A 23,351-nucleotide genomic window follows, 5' to 3' on the forward strand; every position below is an offset into this window, starting at 1 on the left:
ACTTTCGTAAAATCTGCGGGAAAAAATTAATTTTTCTTGGTTAAATAATTGATGACTTCCGCTGCGGCATACAGTCCGAAAATTGCAGGAATAAAGCTGATGGTTCCGTAAAAAGATCTTTTATAATTCGTTCCGTCCGTCATTTTTAAACTGTCGTCTTTTTGCAGCTCATCAGAAAAAACGCATTTAAATCCTTTGTTTATTTTTTCTTTTCGAAGTCTTTTTCTTACCTGTTTTGCGAGATAGCAGTTCTGGGTTTTGCTGATGTCTTTCACCATCACTTTGCTCGGATCGGTTTTTCCTCCGGCTCCCATGGCACTTACAAGTTTTATTTTTCTCTTTTTTGCCGCTTTTATCAGGCAAAGTTTAGGCGTTACACTGTCGATACAGTCCAGAACATAATCAAACTTTCCGTTGTCAAGAATTTCTTCCATTCTTTCAGGATTCAGGAATTCGTTGATTTTGATGAGGTTAAGTTTCGGATTAATATCCAGCAACCTTTCGGCAACTACTTCTACTTTGTGTTTTCCTACTGTGGAATGCAAGGCGGGTAACTGTCTGTTAATGTTTGTAATATCTACCGTGTCACCGTCCACAATCGTCATGTTTCCGACTCCGGCTCTTGCAAGAAATTCTGCAGCAAAAGAACCGACACCACCTAAACCGACAACAAGAACTGTTGCTTTATTCAACTTTTCCAAACCTTCCTCCTTTACGAGAAGCTCCGTTCTTTCCAACCAGTATTTATCCATTTTTTATTGTCTCTAAATTTTCCGAAATCTGTTTGTTTAAATTTTCCAGCGAAATTCCCTTTATTTCAGATACTTTCCCATACAATTCTTCGATGCTGAAATCGTCGTTGTCGGTTTCCAGAAAGATTTTATCTAAAGGAGTAATTTTCAAAGTATTTTGCAAAGATAAATTATACAAAACCGCTTTTCCAAAACTCAGGTAAAAATTATTTTTCAGAAGATCTTCCGCAATCCTTTCCTTTTTATTAAAACCATGAATAATCATGGGCTGTTCTGCATATTTTTTAAAAGAAACCACTTCATAAAACTTCCGTACACAGTGAATGATTATTGGCTTTTTAACCTCATTTGCAAGCCTTATCTGTCTTAAAAAAACTTCTTCCTGAATTTTCTCTTCAGTTTCAGCAAAAGAATCCAGACCGCATTCACCAATTGCAAAACAGTTTTCAAAAATCATGTTTTTCATCCATTTAAACTGATTATCAAGATTATTTACATCAATATCTTTCGGATGAATGCCTATTGAATACGGAACATCCGGCGGAATCTGCTCAATATTCAGATTATAAATTCCGTTTGGTATATTTTTTTTATGATGATGAAAATCAAAAAAATCCATACCTCAAAAATAGTATTAATTTAGATTTAACGTAAATTTCTTAAACGAACGTTTATAAATCTGTTAAAAATTTCATAACTTTACTTAAACTACACTTCATGAAGAAAAAATTTACAGAAAAGCAAATACATATTTTAGATATCGCGGAAGAACTTATTGCAAAAAAAGGATATGAGGGAACCTCCGTCAGAGATATTTGTTCGAAGGCGAATATTAATGTGGCTATGATCTCCTATTATTTTGGCTCGAAAGAAAAGATGATGTCGTATCTTTATCAGTACAGGGTTTTAAAAACAAGAGAGACTTTTTCAGAATTTGCAGATACCATTAAAGATGGGAAACCGGAAATGCAGCTCAAAGAAATTATTAAATATATTGTTTCCCAGTTATTTAAATATAATTATTTCCATGGGTTTGTTACACAGGAACTTCGCCATACAGAAAATTTAAAAGATGAACTGCTGGATTTTTATCAGCTTTTCGTTAAAAAATTAGACGAAGTCATTAAAAAAGGAGTGGCTTCAGGTGTTTTTACCTTCACTCCCAAACCTGAAGATATTTTAACAACCATTATCGGTTCCACTTTATTCGTAATTCGCAACCGGAATTTTTATGAATTGTATGTTCCTAACAAAAGCGAGGAAACCTACACAAAGGAAGCTGAGAAAAAAGTGAGAATGAATCTTTTAATGACCGTTTTTGCCATTTTGGGATACGCTGCAGACTAAATTTACGTTAAATAATCATAAAAAAAAATCTATTGGCAAAAAAGTTATATTTTTGCAAATTAGTAAATCGGCTGAATAATCCGAAAACTGTTGAACTTTTTATATGAAAAAATATATTTTAGGTATTTTTACTGTAGCAGTAGTAGCTTCGTGCGTAAGTAAGCAGGAAAGAGCAATGAAAAGTGCGGATAAAAATCTTATCTTAAAAACTGCCAATGAAAACTTTGCTAAAAAGAAGTGGAAAAACGCTTTAGCACTTTACGACAGGCTTCCAAACCTTGTTGCAGGTACAGATGATGCTCCCAATGTGGTTTTTAATTCGGCGTATGCGAATTATTATGACAAAAATTACAGATTAGCGGGAAATCAGTTTAAAAATTTTGCAATCAGCTTTCCTCAGGATAAAAGAAGGGAAGAGGCGGCATATATGTCTGCTCTGTGTTACTACGAAGGTTCAATGGATTATAATCTGGATCAGTCTACCACACAAACAGCAATTAACGAACTTCAGGATTTCTTAAATAATTATCCGAACTCCGAAAGATCTAAAAATATCAATACGCTTATTGACGAACTGTCTTATAAGCTTGAGTTCAAAGCGTACGAAAATGCAAGACAATACTACAAAATGGCAGAATACAAAGCTGCCAATGTAGCATTTGAAAACGTTCTGGAAGATTTCCCGAGTACAAAACTTCGTCCGCAGATTTATGATTATATCGTAAAGTCCCGTTACGAACTGGCTACAAAATCGGTGTATGATCTTAAAGATGAACGTATAGAAAGCGCATTGGCCTTCACAAGACAGATCGAAAAGGAAATGCCGAACACCGAAGTTTCTAAAACTGCTTTGGAGATCAGAAGTAAGCTTGAAAAAGAAAAGAAAGAATTTGCTGTAGTTAAGAAAAATACAGAAGCAAGAATTGCCGTTTTAACGGAAAGACAGAAAAAGCTTGAAGCGAAGAATGCGGAACAGGCAAAAACCGTTCAGCAGGAGAAAGATCAGGTAGAAGCAGAAAAGAAAGCAATGCAGATCCAGAGGGACAGTGCAGCAATTAGCACACCTCCGCCGGCGGCGACTTTCAAAATTAAAAGATAATTCGTAAATTTGCGAACTTAAATAAAATTAATATTCTCAAAATGAGTGTAAAAGATACAAAAGCAGAAGTAAATACCATTACTTACGATAAGGATAAGATTGAAGACAAGGTAGGCTCAATCTACGAAGCGATTGTTATCATGGGAAAAAGAGCAGAGCAGATCAACGCTGAAATTCGTACAGAACTTCACAATAAGCTAGACGAGTTTGCTGTTCATAATTCTACATTGGAAGAAGTTTTCGAAAACAGAGAACAGATCGAGATCTCTAAACATTACGAAAAACTTCCAAAGCCAACTTCTATTGCAATCGAAGAATGGCTGAACGAAGATGTGTACTTCAGAAAAACTGAAGAGAGAAAATAAAAATCAGTGTATTTTTTATATATGAAGGTCATAAGGAAATCTTTTTCTTTATGACCTTTGTTGTTTAGACGGCTTTGTGAGAAAAAATAAGTAATTTAGTATTCTTAAAAAATTAAAATTGAATGAGTCTTTCCGGTAAAAAAATTCTCATCGCGATTTCCGGAGGAATTGCAGCCTATAAAATTCATTTTCTGATCCGTGATTTTGTAAAAAAAGGAGCCGAAATTCAGGTGATTATGACGCCTGATGCAGAAAATTTTGTTACGAAACTCAGTATTTCCACTTTGTCTAAAAAGCCCGTTTATTCAGACTTTTACAGTGATAACGGGACGTGGAACAGCCATGTGGAAATGGCTTTGTGGGCAGACGTAATGATTGTTGCGCCATGCACGGCAAGTACATTGTCTAAAATGGTTCATGGGTTATGCGATAATCTTGTAATTGCAACGTATATGTCTGCAAAATGTCCTGTTTTTATTGCTCCTGCAATGGATCTGGACATGTATGCGCATCCGTCCACAACAAAAAATCTGGAATTGGCAGAAAGTTTCGGACACCATATTATTCCGGCGGAAAGCGGTGAACTGGCAAGCGGATTAATCGGGCAGGGAAGAATGGCAGAACCGGAAACGATAGTACATTCAATCGAAGATTTTTTTGACTCCAAAACTAAAAAAACATTAGCAGGGAAAACGGTTTTAATTACAGCCGGTCCAACGTATGAAGCCATTGATCCTGTAAGATTCATCGGAAATCATTCCTCTGGAAAGATGGGGTTTTCTCTGGCGGAACAAGCTGCTAAAAGAGGCGCAAAAGTAATTTTAATTTCCGGACCGAGTGCTCAGAAAATCAATAACGAAAATATTGAGCTGCATAAGGTAACCTCAGCAAAAGAAATGTTATCCAAAGTTCTGGAGTTTTACGATACAACAGACATCGGAATTGCGAGTGCAGCCGTTGCAGATTACGCTCCGAAAGAAATTGCCAAAGAAAAAATTAAAAAGAATGACGAAAATTTAACGATTGAACTGGTTAAAAATCCGGACATTCTTAAAACGATGGGCGAAAAGAAAACCCATCAGTTTTTAGTCGGTTTTGCATTGGAAACTCAGAACGAAGAGGAAAATGCCAAAGGAAAGCTGGAAAAGAAAAATCTGGATATGATTGTTCTTAATTCGCTTCGTGATGAAGGTGCCGGTTTTAAAAATGATACCAATAAAATAAAAATATTTACCAAAACGGGAAAAACAGAATTTGATCTGAAATCTAAAGATGAAGTGGCAAAAGACATTTTGGATTTTGTTGAGTCTCAACTTTTAAAATAATTTTAATAAATTTCCGTTCTCAATTTTTAGTAGATAATGAAAAAATTTTTAAGCATATTTTTACTTCTGTTTTTATTCAGTCAGAGTTTTTCTCAGGAGTTACTGGCAACCGTACAGGTAAATTCCCAGCAATTGGGTGGAAGTAACCAGTCTGCCTACAAAGCTCTGGAGAAAAGTCTGAGAGATTTCATCAACAATACAAGCTGGACAGGAAAAAGACTTCAGAATTTTGAAAAAATAAAATCGAATTTCGCGATTGTGATCAGCGAAAGAGACGGAAACCGTTTCAGAGGAAGTATTGTGGTACAGGCAGTTCGTCCGGTTTTCAACACCACGTATGAATCTCCTTTGCTTAACCTTCAGGATACAAGATTTTCTTTTGATTATGTGGAAAATGAAAACCTTATCTTCAACGAAAGACAGTTTTCCGGAAAAAATTTGATTGATGTCATCAGTTTTTACGTTTATGTCATTTTGGGAATGGATGCAGACAGTTTTCAGTCGATGGCGGGAACACAATGGTATCAGAAAGCACAGCAGATTGCGCAGAACGGAGAATCTCAGAATACCTATGATGGCTGGAAGCAGATCAATGAACCGAGAAGCCGTTCTATCCTCATCAAAGAAATCATGAGCCCGAACTGGAGCCAGCTTCGCGCAACCATTTATTCTTATCACAGAGCGGGACTGGATAATCTGTTCAATCAGGATCAGAGTCAGGGGAAAAAAGTGATTTTTGATACTTTAATGCAGCTTAAACAATACGAAAACTCTTTTCAGCAGGCTTATTTCTTCAATCTTTTCATGGATTCCAAAGCAGATGAGATTTTCAATATCTTCAATACCGGAAATAACGGAGGAATTGTTCTGGGAGATCTTAAGAATGAAATGATCATCCTTTCGCCGAAAAATACCGAAGCAAGATGGAATAAATGGAAACAGTAATTCTCTTGAATTCTGAAATCTAAAGTTCTATATTTGCAATAGCCAAATAATCGCTATTATCAATGCTTTCGAGAATTTACATTAAAAACTTTGCCCTTATTGATACCCTTGAAGTATCATTACACAACGGTTTACAGGTGATTACCGGAGAAACCGGTGCGGGAAAATCTATTATTTTAGGTGCGCTCCGACTGATTTTGGGCGAAAGAGCTGATGTAAAATCAATCTCAAAAGCAGAAGAAAAAAGCATCGTAGAAACAGAATTTTCCCTGAATAACCAGTTCAAAAAATTCTTTATCGAAAATGATCTTGATTATGAACATCAAACGATCATCCGTCGTGAAATTTTACCTTCCGGAAAATCGAGGGCATTTATTAATGATGTTCCTGTGACGCTGGATATTTTAAAGGAACTGTCTTCTCAGTTGATCGACATTCACTCCCAGTTTGAAACGTCGAATCTTTTTACGGCAGAATATCAGTTTAAAATCATCGACGGACTTTCTGAAAACAAGCAGATCATTCATGAGTATCAGAATGAATTTTCAGATTTTCAAAGTCTTAAAACACAGCTTAAAAAATTGCAGACGCAGCTTTCGGATTCCAATAAAGAAAGTGACTATAAAGCATTTCTTCTGAACGAACTTGAGGAACTTCATCTGGATAATGTAGATTATGAAGAACTTCAGAATCAGCTTTCCATTCAGGAAAATGCGGAAATGATCTCCGATAATCTGGCTCAGGTTTTATCAAGATTTCATCAGGAAGAAGTAGGAATTTTATCCTTTTTTAATGAAGCGAAGAACAAACTTGCCAAAATTGCTGAAGTTTCCCAGAGTTTTGCGGAACTTGATGAAAGGCTTGAAATGTCTTTTGTGGAATTAAAAGACATTATCTCCGAGCTGGAAGATGAAGCGGAAAGCATAGAAGTAAATCCTGAAAATTTAGCATTACTGGTTGAATTAAATAACAGAATCAATAATCTTTTTGTAAAACATAACGTTTCCGATCTTACAGAACTCAAAGAAATCAGAGATCAGTTAGCCGGAGAACAACAAGGTGCGTCCGAACTGGAGGCTCAGATTGAGGAGGTAGAAGAAAATATTTCCAAAAAGGAAAAAACACTTCAGTCTTTGGCTGAAAAGCTTTCGAAAAACAGAAAGAAAAGCATTCCTGTTTTCATCAAAAAAGCAGAATCTTTACTGAAAAAACTAGGTCTTGAAAAAGCCAGAGTTGATATTGAACTGCACGATTCTTCGGATTTCAACCCATTTGGAAAAGAAAATATCCAGCTTTTGTTTCAGGCAAACTCAGGATTTCCGTTAAAGCCTATTCAAACGGCAATTTCCGGTGGTGAAAGATCAAGGGTAATGTTGGCGGTAAAAAAGATCATTGCAGAAAGTGATGAACTTCCAACCTTAATTTTAGACGAAATCGATACCGGAGTTTCCGGAAAAGTAGCCGAAGAGATCGGAAATCTGATGCGTGAAATGTCTGCCGATATGCAACTAATCGTCATCTCTCACTTAGCGCAGGTTGCCGCAAAAGGGAACAACAATTATAAAGTGCTGAAACAAGACATCGCCGGAAAAACCCAGTCTACTATAGTTCCATTAAGTGACGAAGAAAAGCTGAACGAGATTGCCCAGTTGCTTTCCGGAAGTAAGATTACCGAAGCGGCTTTGGCGCAGGCGAAAGAATTGATAGGATAATTTTTAACGAAATAAAAGATATAGGACTTCTGGATTTCAGAGGTCTTTTTTTATATTTGAATTTTATCTATAATCATGAAGCAATTATTAATTGTCATATTCTCGCTCTTTTTACATTTAGTGTACAGTCAAAACTGTGGCTGTTCAAAAAAGCCGGAATTAAAAAGCTTAATTTCCTGTCAACCGACAGTATTTAAAAATAAAGCAAAAATATATTGGGAATACAACTGCAATGCTTCCTGGATTACGTTTCAAAAAGGGAAAATTCGGCGTAAAATATATTCGCTGGATAAAAAGACAATGGAATTTACGACCAGATTAGGATACATTCAGTGGACTGAATATAAAAATTCATTTTTGATAGAAAACAGCAAGGCTTCCGGATGTTGTGATCCTCATGAATATATTCTTTACAGCAAAGAAACAGGGAAAAAGATTGCTGAACTGGGAACTGCAATTTTTAGCGATGATTCTTCCAAGAATCCTTATGTATTGACAATGTCGGGAAATGATGAAGTATTATTTACTAATCTCAATACCAATCAATCTTGCAGAATAAAAGTTTCTCAAAATAAAATTGAAAATACGCTGAAAAACTCGGATATATTGTATGCAGAAGAATTGTTTGAAAATTTTCAGTTTAAAAAAGGAATACTATCCATGCAGCTAAAATATAAAGATTCCAGAAATTTCTGGAAAAAGGAAAAAATCTTTTTAGATACAGCCAAAGATTGTAACTAATTAAGCTCCTGTATATAATTTCTGTAACAATTCTATCTTTATACAAACTAATGTAATAAAAGATGGCTATGTTTTTAAAATTCCTCAGGTTAGAAATCAAAAGCTTTTTTCGGGGCAGTTCTTTAGGGATCAATCTGGCAATGAAGATTCTTCGATTTATCGGGATTCTTTATTTTATGGCTTGTCTTGTGGGAGGAGCTTTCGGCGCATTTTTTTATATTCAGGAAGAAATGCATCAGAATCCCATAAAAGTGGTTTCAAAATTCATGATTGCAGCCTGGGCGGTTGACCTCATTGTCAAATACATATGGCAGGAATTGCCGACACAGAATATAAAGCCGTTTCTTACGCTCAATATTCCCAAAAAGACATTGGTGAATTATATGCTGGGAAAAACATTTCTGTCTGCTTTCAGTTGGTTCAATTCCCTGTTCCTGATTACTTTTTCCATCATTGCATTATTCAACGGATATGATGTTTTAGGCGTTGTGGGATGGCTGATCGGGATTTCGCTGTTATTTTACCTCAATAATTTTATCAACATTCTTTTTAACGATAAAGAAACCATTGCCATTGTTGTCGGATGTATTTTTGCAGCGGTTGCAGGATTGGCGTATTACAATATTGTTCCGGTTCTGGATAATTCTGAGCAGTTTTTTTATAATTTTTTTGAAAGGCCTTATTTTGTAGTGATTTCAATCGGGTTGTTTTTCGGGCTGTGTAAAATCTGCTACAATCATATCCGAAAAATATTTTATCTGGATGAAGGTCTGGAAGCTAAAAAAGAAATCGGAAAAACCGAGAATATTACCTTTCTCAACAAATACGGTGCAATCGGAACGTTCATCAATAACGATATTAAAATGCTGAAACGCAATAAGGTAACGAAAGGAATTTTGTGGGGAAGCATTATGTTTCTTTTCTACGGATTGCTGATGTTTTCGTCACCGATTTACAAAACACCTGCGATGATGATGTTCATGGGATTATTTGTAACCGGAGGATTTCAGTTTATGTTCGGACAGAGGGTTCCTGCTTTCGACAGCTCTTATTATCCTTTGATGATGACGCTGAATGTTCCTTACAAAGAATATCTGAAAGCAAAATGGTGGCTGATGAATATTGTCACCGCTTTTTCTATGATTCTGGCGGTTTGCTATGCCTATTTCGGCTGGGAAATGTATCTTACCTTCTTAACTGCCGGAATTTACAATATCGGGGTAAATTCCCAGTTTACACTTTGGTCGGGCGCTTTTAACAAAACGCAGATGGATCTTAATGCCAAAGAAAAAAGATTCGGACAGAAAAACAGCTTTAACGTGAAAGCGCTTCTACTTTTAATTCCAAAGATGTTTCTTCCGATGCTTGTTTTCGCATTGATGCAGAAATTTTTCAGTATTACAGCGGGAGTTATCAGTATCGGAGTTCTGGGAGTAATCGGATTTTTTATCAGGGAAAAGATATTCGATATTATCGTAAAACATTACAAGGTAGAAAAATACAGCACATTAGAAGCATTCAAAAACAAAGATTAATATGATCACCATTAATAATTTAACAAAAACATACGGTAAAGCAACCGTTTTAAATATAGAACATCTGGAAATCCCGAAAGGGGAAACGTTCGGTCTTGTAGGAAACAACGGAGCCGGAAAAACCACTCTTTTCAGCTTAATGCTTGATCTTATTCAGGCTTCTACGGGATTTGTAAGCATCGACGGGATAAAAGTAAATGAATCTGAAGCATGGAAAAACAAAGTTTCCGCTTTTGTAGATGATTCTTTCCTCATCGGATATCTTACACCGGAAGAATATTTCTATTTCATCGGGGAACTGAGAGGACAGAACAAAGCTTCTGTTGATGCCTTTTTAAAACAGTTTCATGATCTTTTCAGCGGAGAAATTTTAAACTCCGGAAAATACGTCCGCGATCTTTCCAAAGGAAACCAGAAAAAAGTTGGAATTGTAGGAGCCATCATCGGAAATCCCGAAATCATTATTCTGGATGAACCTTTTGCCAATCTGGATCCTTCCACACAGATCAAGCTTAAAAATTTAATTAAAGAACTGTCTAAACAAGATGGGGTGACTTTCCTTATTTCCAGCCACGATCTTTCGCATACCACAGAAGTCTGCAACAGAATTGTAGTCGTAAACAAAGGGCAATTGGTAAAAGATATTCAGACCAATCCTGAAACTCTGAAAGATCTGGAACAGTATTTTGCCGATCAGATTTCAAGTCCGGCAGAAGAGAATTCTGCATTATAGATAATACCAATACATCAAATTTGAAAATCATGCATCAAAAATTGTGGTACATCATTTAATTTTGTGAAAGTTAAAATTTAATCTATGGAATTAATTGAAAAACTGAACTGGAGATACGCTACCAAAGCTATGAACGGTCAGAAAGTACCACAGGAAAAAGTGGATAGAATATTAGAAGCAGCAAGACTGGCTCCTACATCAAGCGGTCTACAGCCTTTTGAAATTATAGTGATTACCAATCAGGAAGTTAAAGAACAGATCAAGCCTCATGCATGGAATCAGCCGCAGATTACAGATTGTTCGCATCTATTGGTTTTTGCAGCGTGGGATACTTACACAGAAGAAAGAATCAATGCAATGTTTGATCTTACCAATGAAATAAGAGGATTTAAAAATGAAGGTTGGGAAAATTACAGACAAAGTCTTTTAAATACTTATCCGCAAAGATCTGCAGAAGAAAACTTCACTCATGCCGCAAAACAGGCTTATATCGGTTTTGGAGCAGCGATTATTGCAGCCGCTTTCGAAGAGGTAGATTCTACCCCGATGGAAGGCTTTGTTCCGGAAGAAGTTGATAAGGTTTTAAACCTGCAGGAAAAAGGTTTAAAAAGCGTTCTTTTGTTACCAATCGGGTACAGAGATGCTTCCAATGACTGGTTAGTGAATTTAACCAAAGTAAGAAAACCAAAAGAAGAATTCATTACAGAAATCAAGTAATTATTGATTATTTTACTCATAGAAACACCCTTTCAATTGCTGAAAGGGTGTTTTATTTATTTTTCGCGATCTATCTTTTTAGGATTTTGTCTTGTATCAAAAACATCTGCAATTTTAATCAACTGATTTTCCTCGTCTACAGAGTAAATAATTTTATAGTTCGATTCTACAAGATAATGATATTTGATGATTCTGTTTTCAAGTAAAAATTCTGTCTGACCCATTTTGGGGTTGTCAATTAATTTATCCGGAGCTTTTAGAATTCTCGTAACAATTTTCAAAGCAACTTTGTAGCTTCCTGATGTCAACTCATGGTAGTTAAAAATATCATCAATCTGCTTTTCTGAAAATTCCGACCAAATGATTTTATATTTCACCTTTCGTATTTTGACAGAAGTTCAGAAGTGGTTTTGAATTTTTTATTGTTGAAGTCATCTTCAGATCTTGAAATTCTTTCATTCATTTCTTCTGTGGAGAAAGGTTTAAATTGATTTTCTTCATCCATATTTTTAGCTTTCTTCATGAGTTTTTCAAACTGAACAATCATTTCCTCACTCTGAAGGTTGAGGAAAGCCTGTATAAAAGCTAATTTTCTGCTTTGGATATCCATTTTTAGAAATATTTGATAATCAAATGTATAAAAATTATTTTAAAATTAAAATCCCTTTCAATTGGTTTTTTGAAAGGGATTTTTATTCTATATGTATTTAAATACTAAAACTCAGCATTCGGTTTCCAATCCACGACAGCTCTGATGAACGCTTCAGCATTTTCCACAGGAATATTCGGTAAAATTCCGTGTCCTAAATTGGCAATGTAACGGTCTTTTCCGAAACGGTTGATCATTTCAGTAACCATTTTTTTAATTGTTTCAGGAGTTGAATGCAGTCTTGCAGGATCAAAATTTCCCTGAAGCGTCATGGTATGATTGGTTAAAGTTCTTGCAAACTCAGGCTTAATCGTCCAGTCGACACCCAAAGCAGAAACCGGAGACTGCGCCATATCTTCCAGAGCAAACCAGCATCCTTTTCCGAAAACCACAACGTGCGTTAAAGGGCTTAAAGCTTCAACGATCTGGTTGATGTATTTCCATGAAAATTCCTGATAATCTGCCGGAGAAAGCATTCCGCCCCAGGAATCGAAAACCTGAACCGCAGAAACCCCTTTTTCAACCTTTCTTTTAAGATAAGCGATCGTTGTATCAGTAATCTTTTGAAGTAATAAATGCGCCGCTTCCGGTTGTGTAAAGCAGAAAGATTTTGCAATATCAAAAGCCTTGCTTCCTTTTCCTTCCACACAATAGCAAAGTATCGTCCAAGGAGAACCCGCAAAACCGATCAACGGAATTTCATTATCCAATTTCTGTAAAGTCAGTTCAATAGCATCAAAAACATAACCTAAAGTATCATTCACATCGGGAACCACCACATTCTGCACATCTTCCATCGTTCTGATGGGATTATCCAGCCATGGACCCACAGATTCCTTCATTTTGAAATCAATTCCCATTGCCTGCGGAACAACAAGGATATCAGAGAATAAAATCGCTGCATCCAAAGGAAATCTTCTGATCGGCTGTACGGTAATTTCGGAAGCCAGTTCCGGCGTCTGACATCTTGTGAAGAAGTCGTATTTGTCGCGTAATGAAATAAATTCCGGCAAATATCTTCCAGCCTGTCTCATCATCCAAACCGGCGGTCTTTCTACGGTTTCTCCGCGAAGTGCTTTTAAGTATAGGTCGTTTTTAATCATAATATACTAGACTTTATTGCCAAGAATGACAATTAAAATATCAATTTTTATTTAAAATCTCTTTTCGGATCAGCTTCAGAACAGAAAGTAATGTGCTTCCTTCCGAAACCAAAACAGGCTTTGAAGTATGCTTTCTGAGTTCATTGGCTGTCGTTTCTCCAATGGAAACCAGAATCATATCCCCAAAAGAATTTCGATTTGCAAAACTACGAACTCCGCTCGGACTAAAAAACACTGCGACATGATATTTTTCATTAATCAGCGGATTGATTTCCTCCGTATTGTAGACCGTTATTTTTCTGTAGCTGATGTTTTGAAGGGGAAGATTTTTGTCAAGCACGTCTAATGCGATATTTCCGCAGAAATGAAGGAATTTTTCCTGCTGACAGAGCATAATGATAAACCGTGAAAGTTCTTCGGCATTTTTCAGGACTTTAAACGTTCCGAATCCGTTTTTTCTCAGCTCTTTTTTTGTCTTTTCACCGACGCAGTAGATTTTATTGTAGTTTTTCGCCGTAAAATCTTCGTTAGGTTTAAATCCGTTTTTAAAAAATGAACTTACTCCTTTTGCGCTGGTAAAAATCAATGAATAATCTTTGAGATCAAAAGCATCAGTGTTTATAGAACTTGTTTTAATTACCTCAACACAGTCAAACGAAACATCGTCTCCCAATTCTTTGGTTACAATCGCCGGATCTAGGTTTTTGGTAAATAAAATATTCATTACGGTTGGTCTTTTAAATGTAAATCGGCAGTCTGAAGCCTTACTTTGTTCATAAAATCCTTTCCCGGATCTTCTTTTCCTGTGAAATAATTCGGATCAGATTCTCTCCAGAGTTTTGAATTTCTGAAGATTCCGTATTCCGAATGTCCGATGAGGTATTCTATTTTATATTTTTGGGTTAAATACCGTATCAGTTGTGCATTCGCAGAAACCTGTTTGTCCGTAAGCGGTTCTTTTTTACTTCCGATATTTTCAATCCCGATGGCACAGTAATTCAAACCAATCGTATGTCTGGCAAACTGATTCGGTTCCATCAACTGATAAACCGTTCCGTCTCTGTCAATGATGAATTGTGAAGAAACATTCAGCGTACTTTGCTTTTTCAGGGTATTTCTTGCGTTTTCAAGATGCGTTTTGTTGAAATATTTAAAATTGCTCTCCACATTTCCGCCTGCCGTATAATGAAGAACAATCATTTTCGGAACAATCGTCGGTGTTTTCTGAACCAAACCGTGATGCTCTTTCAGATATTCCAAACTTAAACGAATTCTTTCTTCAGAATAATTAATGGGCTTATTGATGATTTTCAGTTCATTTTTTTGAGCTGATGCAAAACCCATCAACATAAAAACCAATAAGCATATTACATTTCTCGTCATTATTTCTGATATTGATAATGTCCTGTAATGGTAAACTTAAACAAACAATCTTCCAAAACCTGTCCGCCTCCGATATTGTGTACAATTAAATACCTTTTCCCGTCCGCCGATTTTCTGTTCACTACAATTCCGATGTGCGTTAAATTTCCCGGAAGATCCCAGGTTACAATATCTCCGGGAACATATAATTCCGGTTTGGTTTCAATGGATTTTGATTTTCCAAATTTGGCAAAGAACACTCTCAGGTTGGGAACTCTGCGGTGGTCGATATTCGTGTCGGGCCTCTTCAGTCCCCATTTTTTAGGATATTTTGAAAAATTTTTCGCCATATCTTCATGCACTTCTTTCTGAAGATCAATCCCCAGTTTTCGGTAAGCTCTGATCACAACATCGGTACAAACGCCTTTGTCCGCAGGAACGTCTCCGTTCGGATATTTGATGTTGAAATAGGCGGGATCATAACTTACACGGTCTTTTGTAAGGCTTAAAGCCGCATTAGAAAGTTTTTGGGCAAACTGATTCTGTGCTTTTCCAAAAAACACGCAAAGAACTACAATAAATATTGAGAAATATTTCTTCATAGAAGTCCGGAACCTTAAAAGTTAAAATGTAAAAAGTGAATTTTAGATCTGGCTTTTAATTTCCACCATCAATTCTTTTCCGCCGTTTTCAAGAACAGTTTTTGCAAATTTTTCCCCGAAATTTTCTTCATTATTATACATGAAGCTTTCATCGGTTGCGATGCTATTCTTACCATCCAGAGAACAAAGCGCTGCCTTGAAACGGATCTGGTCTTCAAAAAGCTCGGCAAATGCTCCGATAGGTGCTGTACAGCCTCCTTCCAGAGTGCTCAGGAAATTTCTTTCCATTTCCACACAGATCTGCGTATTTTTATGATTGGTAAACTGTCTGATGATATCATTGATCTCAGTTTTGTCTGAATGTCCTGCGACAGCAATCACTCCCTGCGAAGGAGCCGGAATTAAAAACGGAATCATTTCATAATCAATGTCCATTTTCATTCTCTTAATTCCTGCCAGAGACAGAATGGTCGCATCAAAATCTCCTTCTTCCAGCTTCTGAAGCCTTGTCTGAATATTTCCACGAATGTCCGAAAATTCAGCATTGGGGAAGTTTTTCAGCCAGAATGCTCTTCTTCTTAAACTGCTGGTTGCGAGTTTAAGCTCGTGAAGTTCTTTGTTTTTTGCAGATTCCTTTCGAATCAAAACATCCTGCGGAAAATCTCTTTCCAGATAAGAAACGATCTCAAGGTTTTCGGGAAGTTTTGTAGGAACATCTTTTAAAGAATGTACGGCAATATCAATTTCGTCATTTAATAAGGCAATATCAAGATCTCTGGTGAAAACGCCTGTAATCCCTAATGAATAAAGAGGCTGTGTAAGGTTTTTATCGCCCGAAGAGACGATAGGAACAATTTCCGTTAAATAATTGTTGTTCTGAAGATGCCTCGCAACTTCTCTAGCCTGCCAAAGTGCCAGTGCAGAATTTCTGGTTCCGATTCTAATGCTTTTCATTGAATTCGTTGTTTGGTTGTTCAACTAATATTTCGTGCATTAATTTACTAATTTCTTCGGCTTTTAAAGGATTATCGATGATATATTTTGCAAAACGGTTGGTAATTTTCTGGATCATTTTATCAGAAAGTTCCATATCCGTGATGTTTATGTATTTATTTTTTTTGTAAAAATTATGCATTTCATTGCGTTCCATGTTCTTAAGAACCGCTTTGAAATGATGGATATTGGGTGCGAGTTTTCTCTTTTTTTCCCACTCAAGGAAGTCTTTCGTCATTTCCTTGATGATTTTTTCGGCTTTCGGGATCTCTTTTTCTCTCTGCTGAATAGTTTCCTGAATCTGTTTGGAAAGTTCATCCACGTCAATCAGCGTTACATTTTCATTCTCCTTTACGTTTTTATCCACATTATTCGGGATGGATAAATCGATTACCAAAGTTTCTTTTCCGTTCGGGAAATGAGACCTGTTCACGATGGGATGTCTTGCGCCGGTAGCAACGATAAGAATATCTGTATTGCCCAATTCTTTATCAAAATCGGCGTAATCAATATGCGGAATATTATACTTCTCGGAAATCTTAGCTGCCGTTTCCTGAGTTCTGTTGGCAATTTTTATTTTCGGCTGGTAAACGTGTTTTACCAGATTTTCAACTGTATTCTGCCCGATTTCTCCTACACCAAGCAGAAGAATATTTTTTTCGGTAATTCTTTTCTGGCTGTTTAAAATATAATGAACCGCCGCATAAGAAACAGAAGCTGCTCCGTTGGAAATTCCGGTCTCATTTTTTATTCTTTTCGAAATCTGAATGGCGGAATTGATGGCTCTTTCCAGATAAGGATTGGAGTTCTGTCTTTCTTTTTTGAAACGGTTGTAGGCTTTTTTAATCTGTCCGATGATCTCAAAATCCCCGATAATCTGGCTTTCAAGTCCGGCTGCAACTCTGAAAAGGTGAGTTAAAGCTTCTTCCTTCGTTAAAATATTGGCAAATTGAAGAAAATCCATCAGATTAACCCCAATTGTTTTACAATATTCTTCCGCAACCAAAAGATAGTTGGGAGAAGTGGTGTAAATTTCGGTTCTGTTACAAGTCGAAACGACAAAGGAATCCCCTAAATCTTCATTATGGATTCGGGTAACAAAATTCTTAATGTTTTCATCAAAAAATGCAAATTTACCCCTTGTTTCTGCGTCAGCTTTTTCGAAACTAACGGAAAGCACAGCAAAATTAGACGTCTGATGTATGTTTGAATATTGTAACATAAGCGTGGCAAATTTACGTTTTTTTTAGCAAAACATTCCTTGATAATGTATATGATAATTATCGTAAAAAACTATTTCGGAGATGACCAATGACAATGTTTTGTTGTTAATAAACGTTAAAAATAATTGTTGAAAAACACAGATTTTCTTCATTTAATTATTTCACAAAAATATTTCACAAAAAATGAAAAAGTGAAGACAGTCCATTTACCTGCATTGCGCCTGTGTTTCTCTTAAATCCAGCTTAAAATAAATTATGTAAATGCTTAGGGCAAAAGTTAATAGGCGATTGCAAATTTTAATAAAAATTTAACCAAATTATATGCCCGCGGAATTTCTTTGATAGTCTTAAATTTATATCTTTGTAACTCTTTAAAAAATCAGAAGTAAAAGTATGAGTTTATTCGATATGTTTACGCAAGAAATTGCGATAGACCTTGGTACTGCCAACACCCTTATCATCCATAATAATAAAATTGTTATAGACCAGCCGTCTATTGTCGCGATCGAGCGTTCGACAGGCAGACCGATTGCCGTGGGTGAACAGGCGAAACACATGCAGGGGAAAACTCATGAGGACATCAAAACAATCCGTCCGTTGAAAGACGGGGTAATTGCCGATTTCCACGCTTCTGAACACATGATTAAGGAATTCATCAAAAAAATTCCTGGAATTAAAGGGAAATTTATTCAGCCTGCGTTAAGAATCGTTATCTGTATTCCTTCCGGAATTACGGAGGTTGAAAAAAGAGCGGTAAGAGATTCTGCCCAGAAAGTAAACGCTAAAGAAGTTCGTTTAATATACGAACCAATGGCTGCAGCAATAGGGGTTGGAATCGACGTACAGAAACCTGAAGGAAACATGATCATCGACATAGGTGGCGGTACTACAGAAATTGCTGTTGTAGCTTTAGGAGGTATCGTTTGCGATAAATCTGTAAAAATTGCGGGAGATGTATTTACGAATGACATTGCCTATTACTTAAGAACGCATCACAACTTATATATCGGAGAAAGAACAGCGGAGAGAATTAAAATCGAAGTTGGTTCTGCCGTTGAAGACTTAGACGTAGATATCGAAGATATTCCGGTACAGGGAAGAGACCTTATTACAGGAAAGCCTAAAGAAATTATGGTGGGTTACAAAGAGATTGCAAGAGCATTGGACAAATCAATCATCAGAATTGAAGATGCGGTAATGGAAACTCTTTCTCTTACTCCTCCGGAATTGGCGGCAGATATTTATAAGACAGGAATTTATCTTGCCGGTGGCGGTGCATTATTAAGAGGTCTTGCAGACAGATTGCACAAAAAGACAGGTCTTCCTGTATTTGTAGCAGAAGATCCGTTGAGAGCGGTTGTTCGCGGAACTGGTATTGCTCTTAAGAATATGGATAAATTCAATTTCTTAATTAAATAATTCTAACTTTTTACGAAACACATCTGAATGGGATTTTTGCTGAGATTATTTTCAAAGAATGCGCTATTTGTCTTCTTTATATTTCTGCAAATCATTGCTCTTGTTCTGATATTCTCTAAAAACGCCATGCAGCAATCATGGATTGCAGGGCAGTCTGCTGCTTTCAATTCCTGGGTTTCGGGATATATTGATGAAGGAGTTTCGTATCTTAAGCTGAAACAGATCAACGAAGATCTTGTGGCACAAAATAAAGCCTTGATGGTTGAACTTTACGGAAAACAGGGAGCGAAAAATCCAATGTTCAGAAAAGTTCATGATACGATCGGAGGCGGACAAATTTATACTTTTGTAGACGGAGAGATTGTTTTCAACAGCATCAACAGAAGAAATAACTACTTTACCATCAACAGAGGTCGCAGAGACGGTGTTTTTCCGCAAATGGGCGTGATGGCTCCGAAAGGAATCGCCGGAATCGTTATTAACTCTACAGACAGCTATGCTTTGGTTCAGTCGGTTTTAAGTGTTAATAAAATCAGAATCAATGCTGCTTTAAAAAACTCAGGATATTTCGGAACCTTAACATGGAACGGAGACAACTCCAGAGTAATGCATTTGGCGGATATTCCAAAATATGTTGCCCTGAAAATTGGCGATACTGTGGTTACCGACGGAAAATCAGCGATTTTCCCTAAAGGCGTACAGATCGGAACCATTGCAGGATATTCTGTGGATAATAAAACCGGATTCTGGGATATTTCGGTGGAACTAAGTGAAAAAATGGGAGCTTTAAGCAAAGTTTATGTGGTGAAAAACCTCAAGAAAGCTGAAGTTCAGAAGATTCAGGACACCATGCAGGCTGTAATAAAAAAGGAAAATGATTAGCAGAACATTATTTACGGATATATTGATTATGATTTTTCTGGTTGCATTACAGGTTTTTGTACTGAACAGGATCACCATTTTCGGAAAGTACACTCCGGTGCTCTATCCGGTATTCGTGATGTTTTATCCTTTTTTCAGAAATAAATTTCAGTTTTTAGCACTAAGTTTTCTTATCGGGCTTTCCGTAGATGCATTTCTCGGAACCTGGGGAATGAATGCATTTGCAACCACTTTGATTGCTTATTTCAGGACTTTGATTTTCAGAACTTCTACAGATACTTCTACAGATTTTTTCTCTTTTCAGTCCCTGCAGTGGGCGCAGTTTTTACTGTTTTTATTTTCAAGTATCTTTTTGCATCAGCTTTTAGTACAGTACATTGAATTCTTCAAGTTGAGCAGATTTTTTGAAATATTGCTTAATGTATTGGTAACTAGTTTAATTTCATTTATATTTATAGTTATTTACGCATTAATCTTTAAAATCAAACAAAAAGTTTGAACACACGTTATTTAAAAATCTTTTCCGTTCTTATCGTTATCGCTCTGATTTTTGTGGCGAGAATTGCTTATTTACAGTTGTTTACGGATCGTTATGCTTTAAATGCAGCGAATACTTCCATTAAAATTGAATACGTTATTCCGCAAAGAGGAGTCATTTTTGACCGCAACGGCAAAATTCTGGTGGGAAACCAGCCTGCTTATGAAATTTCCTTCACTCAGGCTTTAATGCGTCCTGACTTTGATACGGTGGGATTCTGCAACCTGATGAAGATTTCCAAAAATGATTTCGTAAGAACCATTGAAAATATTAAAAAAGAAAAATATTATTCCAAGCTGACTCCCATGACCTTCATGAAAAATCTAAGCCGTGAAGACATTGCGAGAGTTCAGGAAATCATATTCAAATATCCCGCTTTCAGCATCGTTTCAAGACCTCAGCGACAATATGAAGTTTCTACGTCGGGAAATCTTTTGGGATATACCAGTGAAGTTAACGAAAGAGAAATTAAAAAAGACTCTGCCTATTATTTACCGGGCGATTTCATCGGAAAAACAGGAGTTGAAAAAGCCTACGAAAAAGAACTTCGAGGAGTGAAAGGAATGAAATACATTCAGAAGGACATCAAACTGAGAAATGTAGGACCTTACAAAAACGGATCTTTAGACAAAGACGTTATCACAGGAAAAGACATTACACTTACCATAGACTACGATCTGCAGAGAATTGCTGAAGAAATGCTTGTTAATAAGCACGGTGCGATTGTGGCGATTGATCCCAATAACGGAGAAGTTCTGGTGGCTGCAACCGGACCGGATATCGATCCGAATCTTTTTACCGGACCAAATAAATCTAAAAACCTCTACGCTTTATCCAAAGATACAATCTACGAGAACAAACCGACTTTCGACCGGTCTTTACAGGCAGCTTATCCTCCCGGTTCCACATTTAAATTGTTAACCGCTTTGTCTGCGATGCAGATGGGTGTAATGGACGAAAATACAGTGTTTCCTTGTGGAGGCGGATTTAATTACAGAGGGTTGAGAATTAAAGGTCACGGTGGCGCAGATCCGCTGATTCCTGCTATTCAGGTTTCGAGTAACTGTTACTTTTCCTACGCGTATTTGGCGATCGTTAATAAATATCCCGGAAATCCTTCGAAAGGGGTTGACGAATGGAAAAAGATCATGAGCAGTTTCGGAGTAGGGGAATTTTTAAATAATGATTTTGCGGTAGGTGCAAAAGGAAGAATTCCAACCGGAGAATTTTATGAGAAAAGAATGGCTTCTATTTATAAAGCAAGTGGTTCTAAAAAAGATCCTAAAAATTGGGATCCTTTGGCAACCGGGGCTGTTTTCAACGGAATGGGACAGGGAGACGTATTGGTAACTCCGCTTCAGCTTGCCAATTATGTGGCTGCAATTGCCAATAAAGGATGGTATTACACTCCGCATATCGTAAAATCGATCGACGGAAAGCCCAATCCGGATCCGAGATTCAAAAAGAAGCATCAGACTTTAGTTGATAAAAAACATTTTGAACCGGTGCTGAAAGGAATGGAAGCGGTGGTTTTAAGAGGTACGGCACATGGCTTAAAATCCAACGATTTTACCCAGTTGGCAAAAACAGGGACTGCACAGGTTCCGCAGGGAAAAGATAATTCCATTTTTGTTTTGATTGCTCCGGCTGATAAACCTAAGATTGTAGTTGCGGCGGTAATGGAACACGCCGGATTTGGAGCGACTTGGGCTGGTCCAGCCTCAACGGTAATCGCCGAAAAATTTATTACAGGTGATCTGAAGCGTGAAAATCTCTACAAAAAAATGACTTCCTCAAGCTTTATGCCTGAATATAAAAGACAGTGGATTGCCGATCTGAAGCGTAAAGGATTGTACAAAGAACCGGTAGATTCTCTCAAGCAGAAAAGAATACAGGACAGCCTGAAATTTGTAAAAGAGCAGAAAGCAAAACTGCAGAAACAGATAGACATCGAAACGAAAAATAATAAAACAAAACCTGCTAAACAATGAAATGGGCAGAAGGAATAGATAAATTAGGTCTTGGCTTATATTTCCTGCTTTGTGCTTTTGCCATCGCAAATATTTATAGTGTAGACCAAAAGTTAGGAGAAAAACAGCTTATTTTCTTCTGCATTTCCCTGTTCGTCGGATTGGTGATTTTCGTGGGACGAAGCAAGTTCTTCGAAAATATGTCAGGAATTATTTACATCGGTGGAGTATTGCTTCTCGTAGGACTTTTCCCTTTTGGTAAAGAAATCCTCGGGCAGAAAAACTGGTATAAATTCGGAAGTTTTACCATGCAGCCCGTTGAGTTTGCAAAGATTGGAACCGCTTTAATGCTCGCAAATTATGTCTCCGGACCGGAATTTAATCTGAAAAACAGAAAGTCATTACTAACCACTTTGGCTATTGTCGGAATTCCGGCTGTTGTGGTTCTCGCCATTCCCGATGTTGGTTCCATGTTGGTTTTTATCGCCTTTTTTATTGCCTTGTATCGTGAAGGATTGAGCGGAGTTCTGTTTGGAGTAGGATTTCTTTTTGCAGGGGTTTTCCTCGTCTCTTTGGCGATAGATCCGATCTGGGTTGCGATTACCATCATCCTGATTATCGGAGGGTACATTGCAATGAATTATTACAAAATGTCGTGGAATATTATTTCCATTTCAAGTATTGCAGGTTCGGTGCTGCTTTTATGTGGTCTGGCTTTCGGTGCGCCTTATATTTTAGAAAAACTTCCGAAACACCAGAGAGAAAGAATTGAGGTTCTTTTTAAAGGTGAAAAAGCATTCAGGGATACTTCCGGATATAATTTGTTGTATTCTAAAACGGCTATCGGTTCCGGAGGTCTTTGGGGAAAAGGATACCGTGAAGGTTCCGTTACGCAGGGGAAATTTGTTCCGGAGCAGGAAACCGACTATATTTTTTGTACGGTAGGTGAAGAATGGGGATTTGTAGGAAGCGCTGTTCTTATTCTCTGTTATATGGTGTATATCGGAAGGATTTATTATCTCGCCGAGCAGCAGAAATCGGGCTTTAACCGCGTTTTCGGATATTGCTTTGCCTCGATTCTTTTAATGCACTTTACCATCAATTTAGGAATGGTAATGGGGCTATTCCCAACCGTTGGTATTCCGTTGCCGTATTTCAGTTATGGAGGAAGTTCTTTACTGGCGTTCTCAATGATGACTTTTATTTTCTTTAAATTAAATTATTCGGATAAGAATAGTCTGGTTTAAAAGCTGGAGGATAGAAGTTGGATGATGGAAGTTCAAAATAGTATGTTTTAATTTTCATAATTGAGATCTGCGTAACCTGCCAAATTCGTGAG

25 protein-coding genes are annotated in these 23,351 nt (G+C 37.0%); 15 read left to right on the top strand and 10 right to left on the bottom strand.

Annotated elements, in window-relative coordinates:
- Positions 1 to 26: 26 nt before the first annotated feature.
- The gene (locus B0E34_RS08000) at positions 27 to 752 is read right to left on the bottom strand and encodes a tRNA threonylcarbamoyladenosine dehydratase (protein ID WP_087708516.1); all 726 of its coding nucleotides are present in this window, start codon (positions 750 to 752) and stop codon (positions 27 to 29) included.
- Positions 745 to 1,371, bottom strand: a complete 627-nt coding sequence (locus tag B0E34_RS08005; RefSeq protein ID WP_087708518.1) for a TatD family hydrolase — start codon at positions 1,369 to 1,371, stop codon at positions 745 to 747. The genes B0E34_RS08000 and B0E34_RS08005 overlap by 8 nt, the downstream gene beginning before the upstream one ends.
- Before the next feature lie 98 nt (positions 1,372 to 1,469).
- Here B0E34_RS08005 and B0E34_RS08010 point away from each other — a divergent pair, with 98 nt between their 5' ends.
- From B0E34_RS08010 to B0E34_RS08055, 10 genes are all read left to right on the top strand, one after another.
- Positions 1,470 to 2,099, top strand: a complete 630-nt coding sequence (locus B0E34_RS08010; RefSeq protein WP_087708520.1) for a TetR/AcrR family transcriptional regulator — start codon at positions 1,470 to 1,472, stop codon at positions 2,097 to 2,099.
- Positions 2,100 to 2,202: 103 nt separating this feature from the next.
- On the top strand, positions 2,203 to 3,198 hold the full coding sequence (locus tag B0E34_RS08015) for an outer membrane protein assembly factor BamD (protein WP_087708522.1): 996 nt from the start codon (positions 2,203 to 2,205) through the stop codon (positions 3,196 to 3,198).
- A 41-nt stretch (positions 3,199 to 3,239) separates the two neighbouring features.
- Complete coding sequence (locus tag B0E34_RS08020) at positions 3,240 to 3,563, top strand: DNA-directed RNA polymerase subunit omega (RefSeq protein WP_034681463.1); 324 nt, start codon at positions 3,240 to 3,242, stop codon at positions 3,561 to 3,563.
- Between the two features lie 122 nt (positions 3,564 to 3,685).
- Positions 3,686 to 4,888: a bifunctional phosphopantothenoylcysteine decarboxylase/phosphopantothenate--cysteine ligase CoaBC gene (gene coaBC / locus B0E34_RS08025; RefSeq protein WP_087708523.1), complete on the top strand. Its 1,203-nt coding sequence runs from the start codon at positions 3,686 to 3,688 to the stop codon at positions 4,886 to 4,888.
- Between the two features lie 36 nt (positions 4,889 to 4,924).
- Positions 4,925 to 5,833 carry a type IX secretion system protein PorD gene (gene porD / locus B0E34_RS08030; RefSeq protein WP_087708525.1) on the top strand — a complete coding sequence of 303 codons (909 nt, stop codon included), beginning with the start codon at positions 4,925 to 4,927 and terminating at the stop codon, positions 5,831 to 5,833.
- 62 nt (positions 5,834 to 5,895) lie between these two features.
- Entirely contained in the window at positions 5,896 to 7,545 is a 1,650-nt protein-coding gene (locus B0E34_RS08035; RefSeq protein WP_087708527.1) for a DNA repair protein RecN, read from the top strand.
- 300 nt (positions 7,546 to 7,845) lie between these two features.
- Complete coding sequence (locus B0E34_RS08040; protein WP_123956573.1) at positions 7,846 to 8,286, top strand: hypothetical protein; 441 nt, start codon at positions 7,846 to 7,848, stop codon at positions 8,284 to 8,286.
- A 68-nt stretch (positions 8,287 to 8,354) separates the two neighbouring features.
- On the top strand, positions 8,355 to 9,821 hold the full coding sequence (locus B0E34_RS08045; protein WP_087708788.1) for a DUF5687 family protein: 1,467 nt from the start codon (positions 8,355 to 8,357) through the stop codon (positions 9,819 to 9,821).
- A 1-nt stretch (position 9,822) separates the two neighbouring features.
- Positions 9,823 to 10,554, top strand: coding sequence for an ABC transporter ATP-binding protein (locus tag B0E34_RS08050; protein ID WP_087708531.1), 732 nt, complete (start codon positions 9,823 to 9,825; stop codon positions 10,552 to 10,554).
- A gap of 84 nt (positions 10,555 to 10,638) precedes the next feature.
- Complete coding sequence (locus B0E34_RS08055; protein WP_087708533.1) at positions 10,639 to 11,271, top strand: nitroreductase family protein; 633 nt, start codon at positions 10,639 to 10,641, stop codon at positions 11,269 to 11,271.
- A 56-nt stretch (positions 11,272 to 11,327) separates the two neighbouring features.
- On the opposite strand, the gene B0E34_RS08060 is transcribed toward B0E34_RS08055, so the two are convergent.
- From B0E34_RS08060 to hemA, 8 genes are all read right to left on the bottom strand, one after another.
- Entirely contained in the window at positions 11,328 to 11,648 is a 321-nt protein-coding gene (locus B0E34_RS08060) for a type II toxin-antitoxin system RelE/ParE family toxin (RefSeq protein WP_087708535.1), read from the bottom strand.
- Positions 11,645 to 11,881 (bottom strand): hypothetical protein, encoded by a 237-nt coding sequence (locus B0E34_RS08065; RefSeq protein ID WP_087708537.1) that lies wholly within the window; start codon positions 11,879 to 11,881, stop codon positions 11,645 to 11,647. Before B0E34_RS08065 ends, B0E34_RS08060 begins: the two co-directional genes overlap by 4 nt.
- 104 nt (positions 11,882 to 11,985) lie before the next feature.
- A complete protein-coding gene (hemE, locus tag B0E34_RS08070; RefSeq protein WP_087708539.1) occupies positions 11,986 to 13,023 on the bottom strand; it encodes a uroporphyrinogen decarboxylase in 1,038 nt (345 codons plus the stop codon).
- Positions 13,024 to 13,063: 40 nt separating this feature from the next.
- Positions 13,064 to 13,747, bottom strand: a complete 684-nt coding sequence (locus B0E34_RS08075; RefSeq protein WP_087708540.1) for a uroporphyrinogen-III synthase — start codon at positions 13,745 to 13,747, stop codon at positions 13,064 to 13,066.
- A complete protein-coding gene (locus B0E34_RS08080; RefSeq protein WP_087708541.1) occupies positions 13,747 to 14,406 on the bottom strand; it encodes a peptidoglycan recognition protein family protein in 660 nt (219 codons plus the stop codon). Before B0E34_RS08080 ends, B0E34_RS08075 begins: the two co-directional genes overlap by 1 nt.
- Positions 14,406 to 14,987 (bottom strand): DUF1287 domain-containing protein, encoded by a 582-nt coding sequence (locus B0E34_RS08085; RefSeq protein ID WP_087708543.1) that lies wholly within the window; start codon positions 14,985 to 14,987, stop codon positions 14,406 to 14,408. Before B0E34_RS08085 ends, B0E34_RS08080 begins: the two co-directional genes overlap by 1 nt.
- A gap of 42 nt (positions 14,988 to 15,029) precedes the next feature.
- Positions 15,030 to 15,941 carry a hydroxymethylbilane synthase gene (hemC, locus tag B0E34_RS08090; RefSeq protein WP_087708545.1) on the bottom strand — a complete coding sequence of 304 codons (912 nt, stop codon included), beginning with the start codon at positions 15,939 to 15,941 and terminating at the stop codon, positions 15,030 to 15,032.
- The gene (gene hemA / locus B0E34_RS08095) at positions 15,928 to 17,202 is read right to left on the bottom strand and encodes a glutamyl-tRNA reductase (protein ID WP_087708547.1); all 1,275 of its coding nucleotides are present in this window, start codon (positions 17,200 to 17,202) and stop codon (positions 15,928 to 15,930) included. The genes hemC and hemA overlap by 14 nt, the downstream gene beginning before the upstream one ends.
- A gap of 394 nt (positions 17,203 to 17,596) precedes the next feature.
- Between hemA and B0E34_RS08100 the strand changes: the two genes are divergently transcribed.
- From B0E34_RS08100 to rodA, 5 genes are read left to right on the top strand one after another with little or no spacing between them, the layout of a single operon-like run.
- Complete coding sequence (locus tag B0E34_RS08100; protein ID WP_027381028.1) at positions 17,597 to 18,622, top strand: rod shape-determining protein; 1,026 nt, start codon at positions 17,597 to 17,599, stop codon at positions 18,620 to 18,622.
- Positions 18,623 to 18,649: 27 nt separating this feature from the next.
- On the top strand, positions 18,650 to 19,504 hold the full coding sequence (gene mreC, locus B0E34_RS08105; protein ID WP_076391391.1) for a rod shape-determining protein MreC: 855 nt from the start codon (positions 18,650 to 18,652) through the stop codon (positions 19,502 to 19,504).
- Entirely contained in the window at positions 19,497 to 20,003 is a 507-nt protein-coding gene (locus B0E34_RS08110; protein ID WP_076391393.1) for a rod shape-determining protein MreD, read from the top strand. Before mreC ends, B0E34_RS08110 begins: the two co-directional genes overlap by 8 nt.
- Positions 20,000 to 22,033 carry a peptidoglycan D,D-transpeptidase FtsI family protein gene (locus tag B0E34_RS08115; RefSeq protein WP_087708549.1) on the top strand — a complete coding sequence of 678 codons (2,034 nt, stop codon included), beginning with the start codon at positions 20,000 to 20,002 and terminating at the stop codon, positions 22,031 to 22,033. The genes B0E34_RS08110 and B0E34_RS08115 overlap by 4 nt, the downstream gene beginning before the upstream one ends.
- Positions 22,030 to 23,259, top strand: a complete 1,230-nt coding sequence (rodA, locus tag B0E34_RS08120) for a rod shape-determining protein RodA (RefSeq protein WP_087708551.1) — start codon at positions 22,030 to 22,032, stop codon at positions 23,257 to 23,259. Before B0E34_RS08115 ends, rodA begins: the two co-directional genes overlap by 4 nt.
- Positions 23,260 to 23,351 lie beyond the last annotated feature (92 nt).

Origin of the sequence: Chryseobacterium mucoviscidosis, assembly GCF_002177115.1 — a bacterium.
In the GTDB taxonomy this organism is placed as follows: Bacteria; Bacteroidota; Bacteroidia; order Flavobacteriales; family Weeksellaceae; genus Chryseobacterium; species Chryseobacterium mucoviscidosis.

Excerpts from the sequence above, each read along its gene's own strand:
- B0E34_RS08000 (WP_087708516.1), bottom strand. The coding sequence starts at position 752 with ATGGATAAATACTGGTTGGAAAGAACGGAGCTTCTCGTAAAGGAGGAA.
- B0E34_RS08005 (WP_087708518.1), bottom strand. The coding sequence starts at position 1,371 with ATGGATTTTTTTGATTTTCATCATCATAAAAAAAATATACCAAACGGA.
- B0E34_RS08010 (WP_087708520.1), top strand. The coding sequence starts at position 1,470 with ATGAAGAAAAAATTTACAGAAAAGCAAATACATATTTTAGATATCGCG.
- B0E34_RS08015 (WP_087708522.1), top strand. The coding sequence starts at position 2,203 with ATGAAAAAATATATTTTAGGTATTTTTACTGTAGCAGTAGTAGCTTCG.
- B0E34_RS08020 (WP_034681463.1), top strand. The coding sequence starts at position 3,240 with ATGAGTGTAAAAGATACAAAAGCAGAAGTAAATACCATTACTTACGAT.
- coaBC (WP_087708523.1), top strand. The coding sequence starts at position 3,686 with ATGAGTCTTTCCGGTAAAAAAATTCTCATCGCGATTTCCGGAGGAATT.
- porD (WP_087708525.1), top strand. The coding sequence starts at position 4,925 with ATGAAAAAATTTTTAAGCATATTTTTACTTCTGTTTTTATTCAGTCAG.
- B0E34_RS08035 (WP_087708527.1), top strand. The coding sequence starts at position 5,896 with ATGCTTTCGAGAATTTACATTAAAAACTTTGCCCTTATTGATACCCTT.
- B0E34_RS08040 (WP_123956573.1), top strand. The coding sequence starts at position 7,846 with ATGGAATTTACGACCAGATTAGGATACATTCAGTGGACTGAATATAAA.
- B0E34_RS08045 (WP_087708788.1), top strand. The coding sequence starts at position 8,355 with ATGTTTTTAAAATTCCTCAGGTTAGAAATCAAAAGCTTTTTTCGGGGC.
- B0E34_RS08050 (WP_087708531.1), top strand. The coding sequence starts at position 9,823 with ATGATCACCATTAATAATTTAACAAAAACATACGGTAAAGCAACCGTT.
- B0E34_RS08055 (WP_087708533.1), top strand. The coding sequence starts at position 10,639 with ATGGAATTAATTGAAAAACTGAACTGGAGATACGCTACCAAAGCTATG.
- B0E34_RS08065 (WP_087708537.1), bottom strand. The coding sequence starts at position 11,881 with ATGGATATCCAAAGCAGAAAATTAGCTTTTATACAGGCTTTCCTCAAC.
- hemE (WP_087708539.1), bottom strand. The coding sequence starts at position 13,023 with ATGATTAAAAACGACCTATACTTAAAAGCACTTCGCGGAGAAACCGTA.
- B0E34_RS08075 (WP_087708540.1), bottom strand. The coding sequence starts at position 13,747 with ATGAATATTTTATTTACCAAAAACCTAGATCCGGCGATTGTAACCAAA.
- B0E34_RS08080 (WP_087708541.1), bottom strand. The coding sequence starts at position 14,406 with ATGACGAGAAATGTAATATGCTTATTGGTTTTTATGTTGATGGGTTTT.
- B0E34_RS08085 (WP_087708543.1), bottom strand. The coding sequence starts at position 14,987 with ATGAAGAAATATTTCTCAATATTTATTGTAGTTCTTTGCGTGTTTTTT.
- hemC (WP_087708545.1), bottom strand. The coding sequence starts at position 15,941 with ATGAAAAGCATTAGAATCGGAACCAGAAATTCTGCACTGGCACTTTGG.
- hemA (WP_087708547.1), bottom strand. The coding sequence starts at position 17,202 with ATGTTACAATATTCAAACATACATCAGACGTCTAATTTTGCTGTGCTT.
- B0E34_RS08100 (WP_027381028.1), top strand. The coding sequence starts at position 17,597 with ATGAGTTTATTCGATATGTTTACGCAAGAAATTGCGATAGACCTTGGT.
- mreC (WP_076391391.1), top strand. The coding sequence starts at position 18,650 with ATGGGATTTTTGCTGAGATTATTTTCAAAGAATGCGCTATTTGTCTTC.
- B0E34_RS08110 (WP_076391393.1), top strand. The coding sequence starts at position 19,497 with ATGATTAGCAGAACATTATTTACGGATATATTGATTATGATTTTTCTG.
- rodA (WP_087708551.1), top strand. The coding sequence starts at position 22,030 with ATGAAATGGGCAGAAGGAATAGATAAATTAGGTCTTGGCTTATATTTC.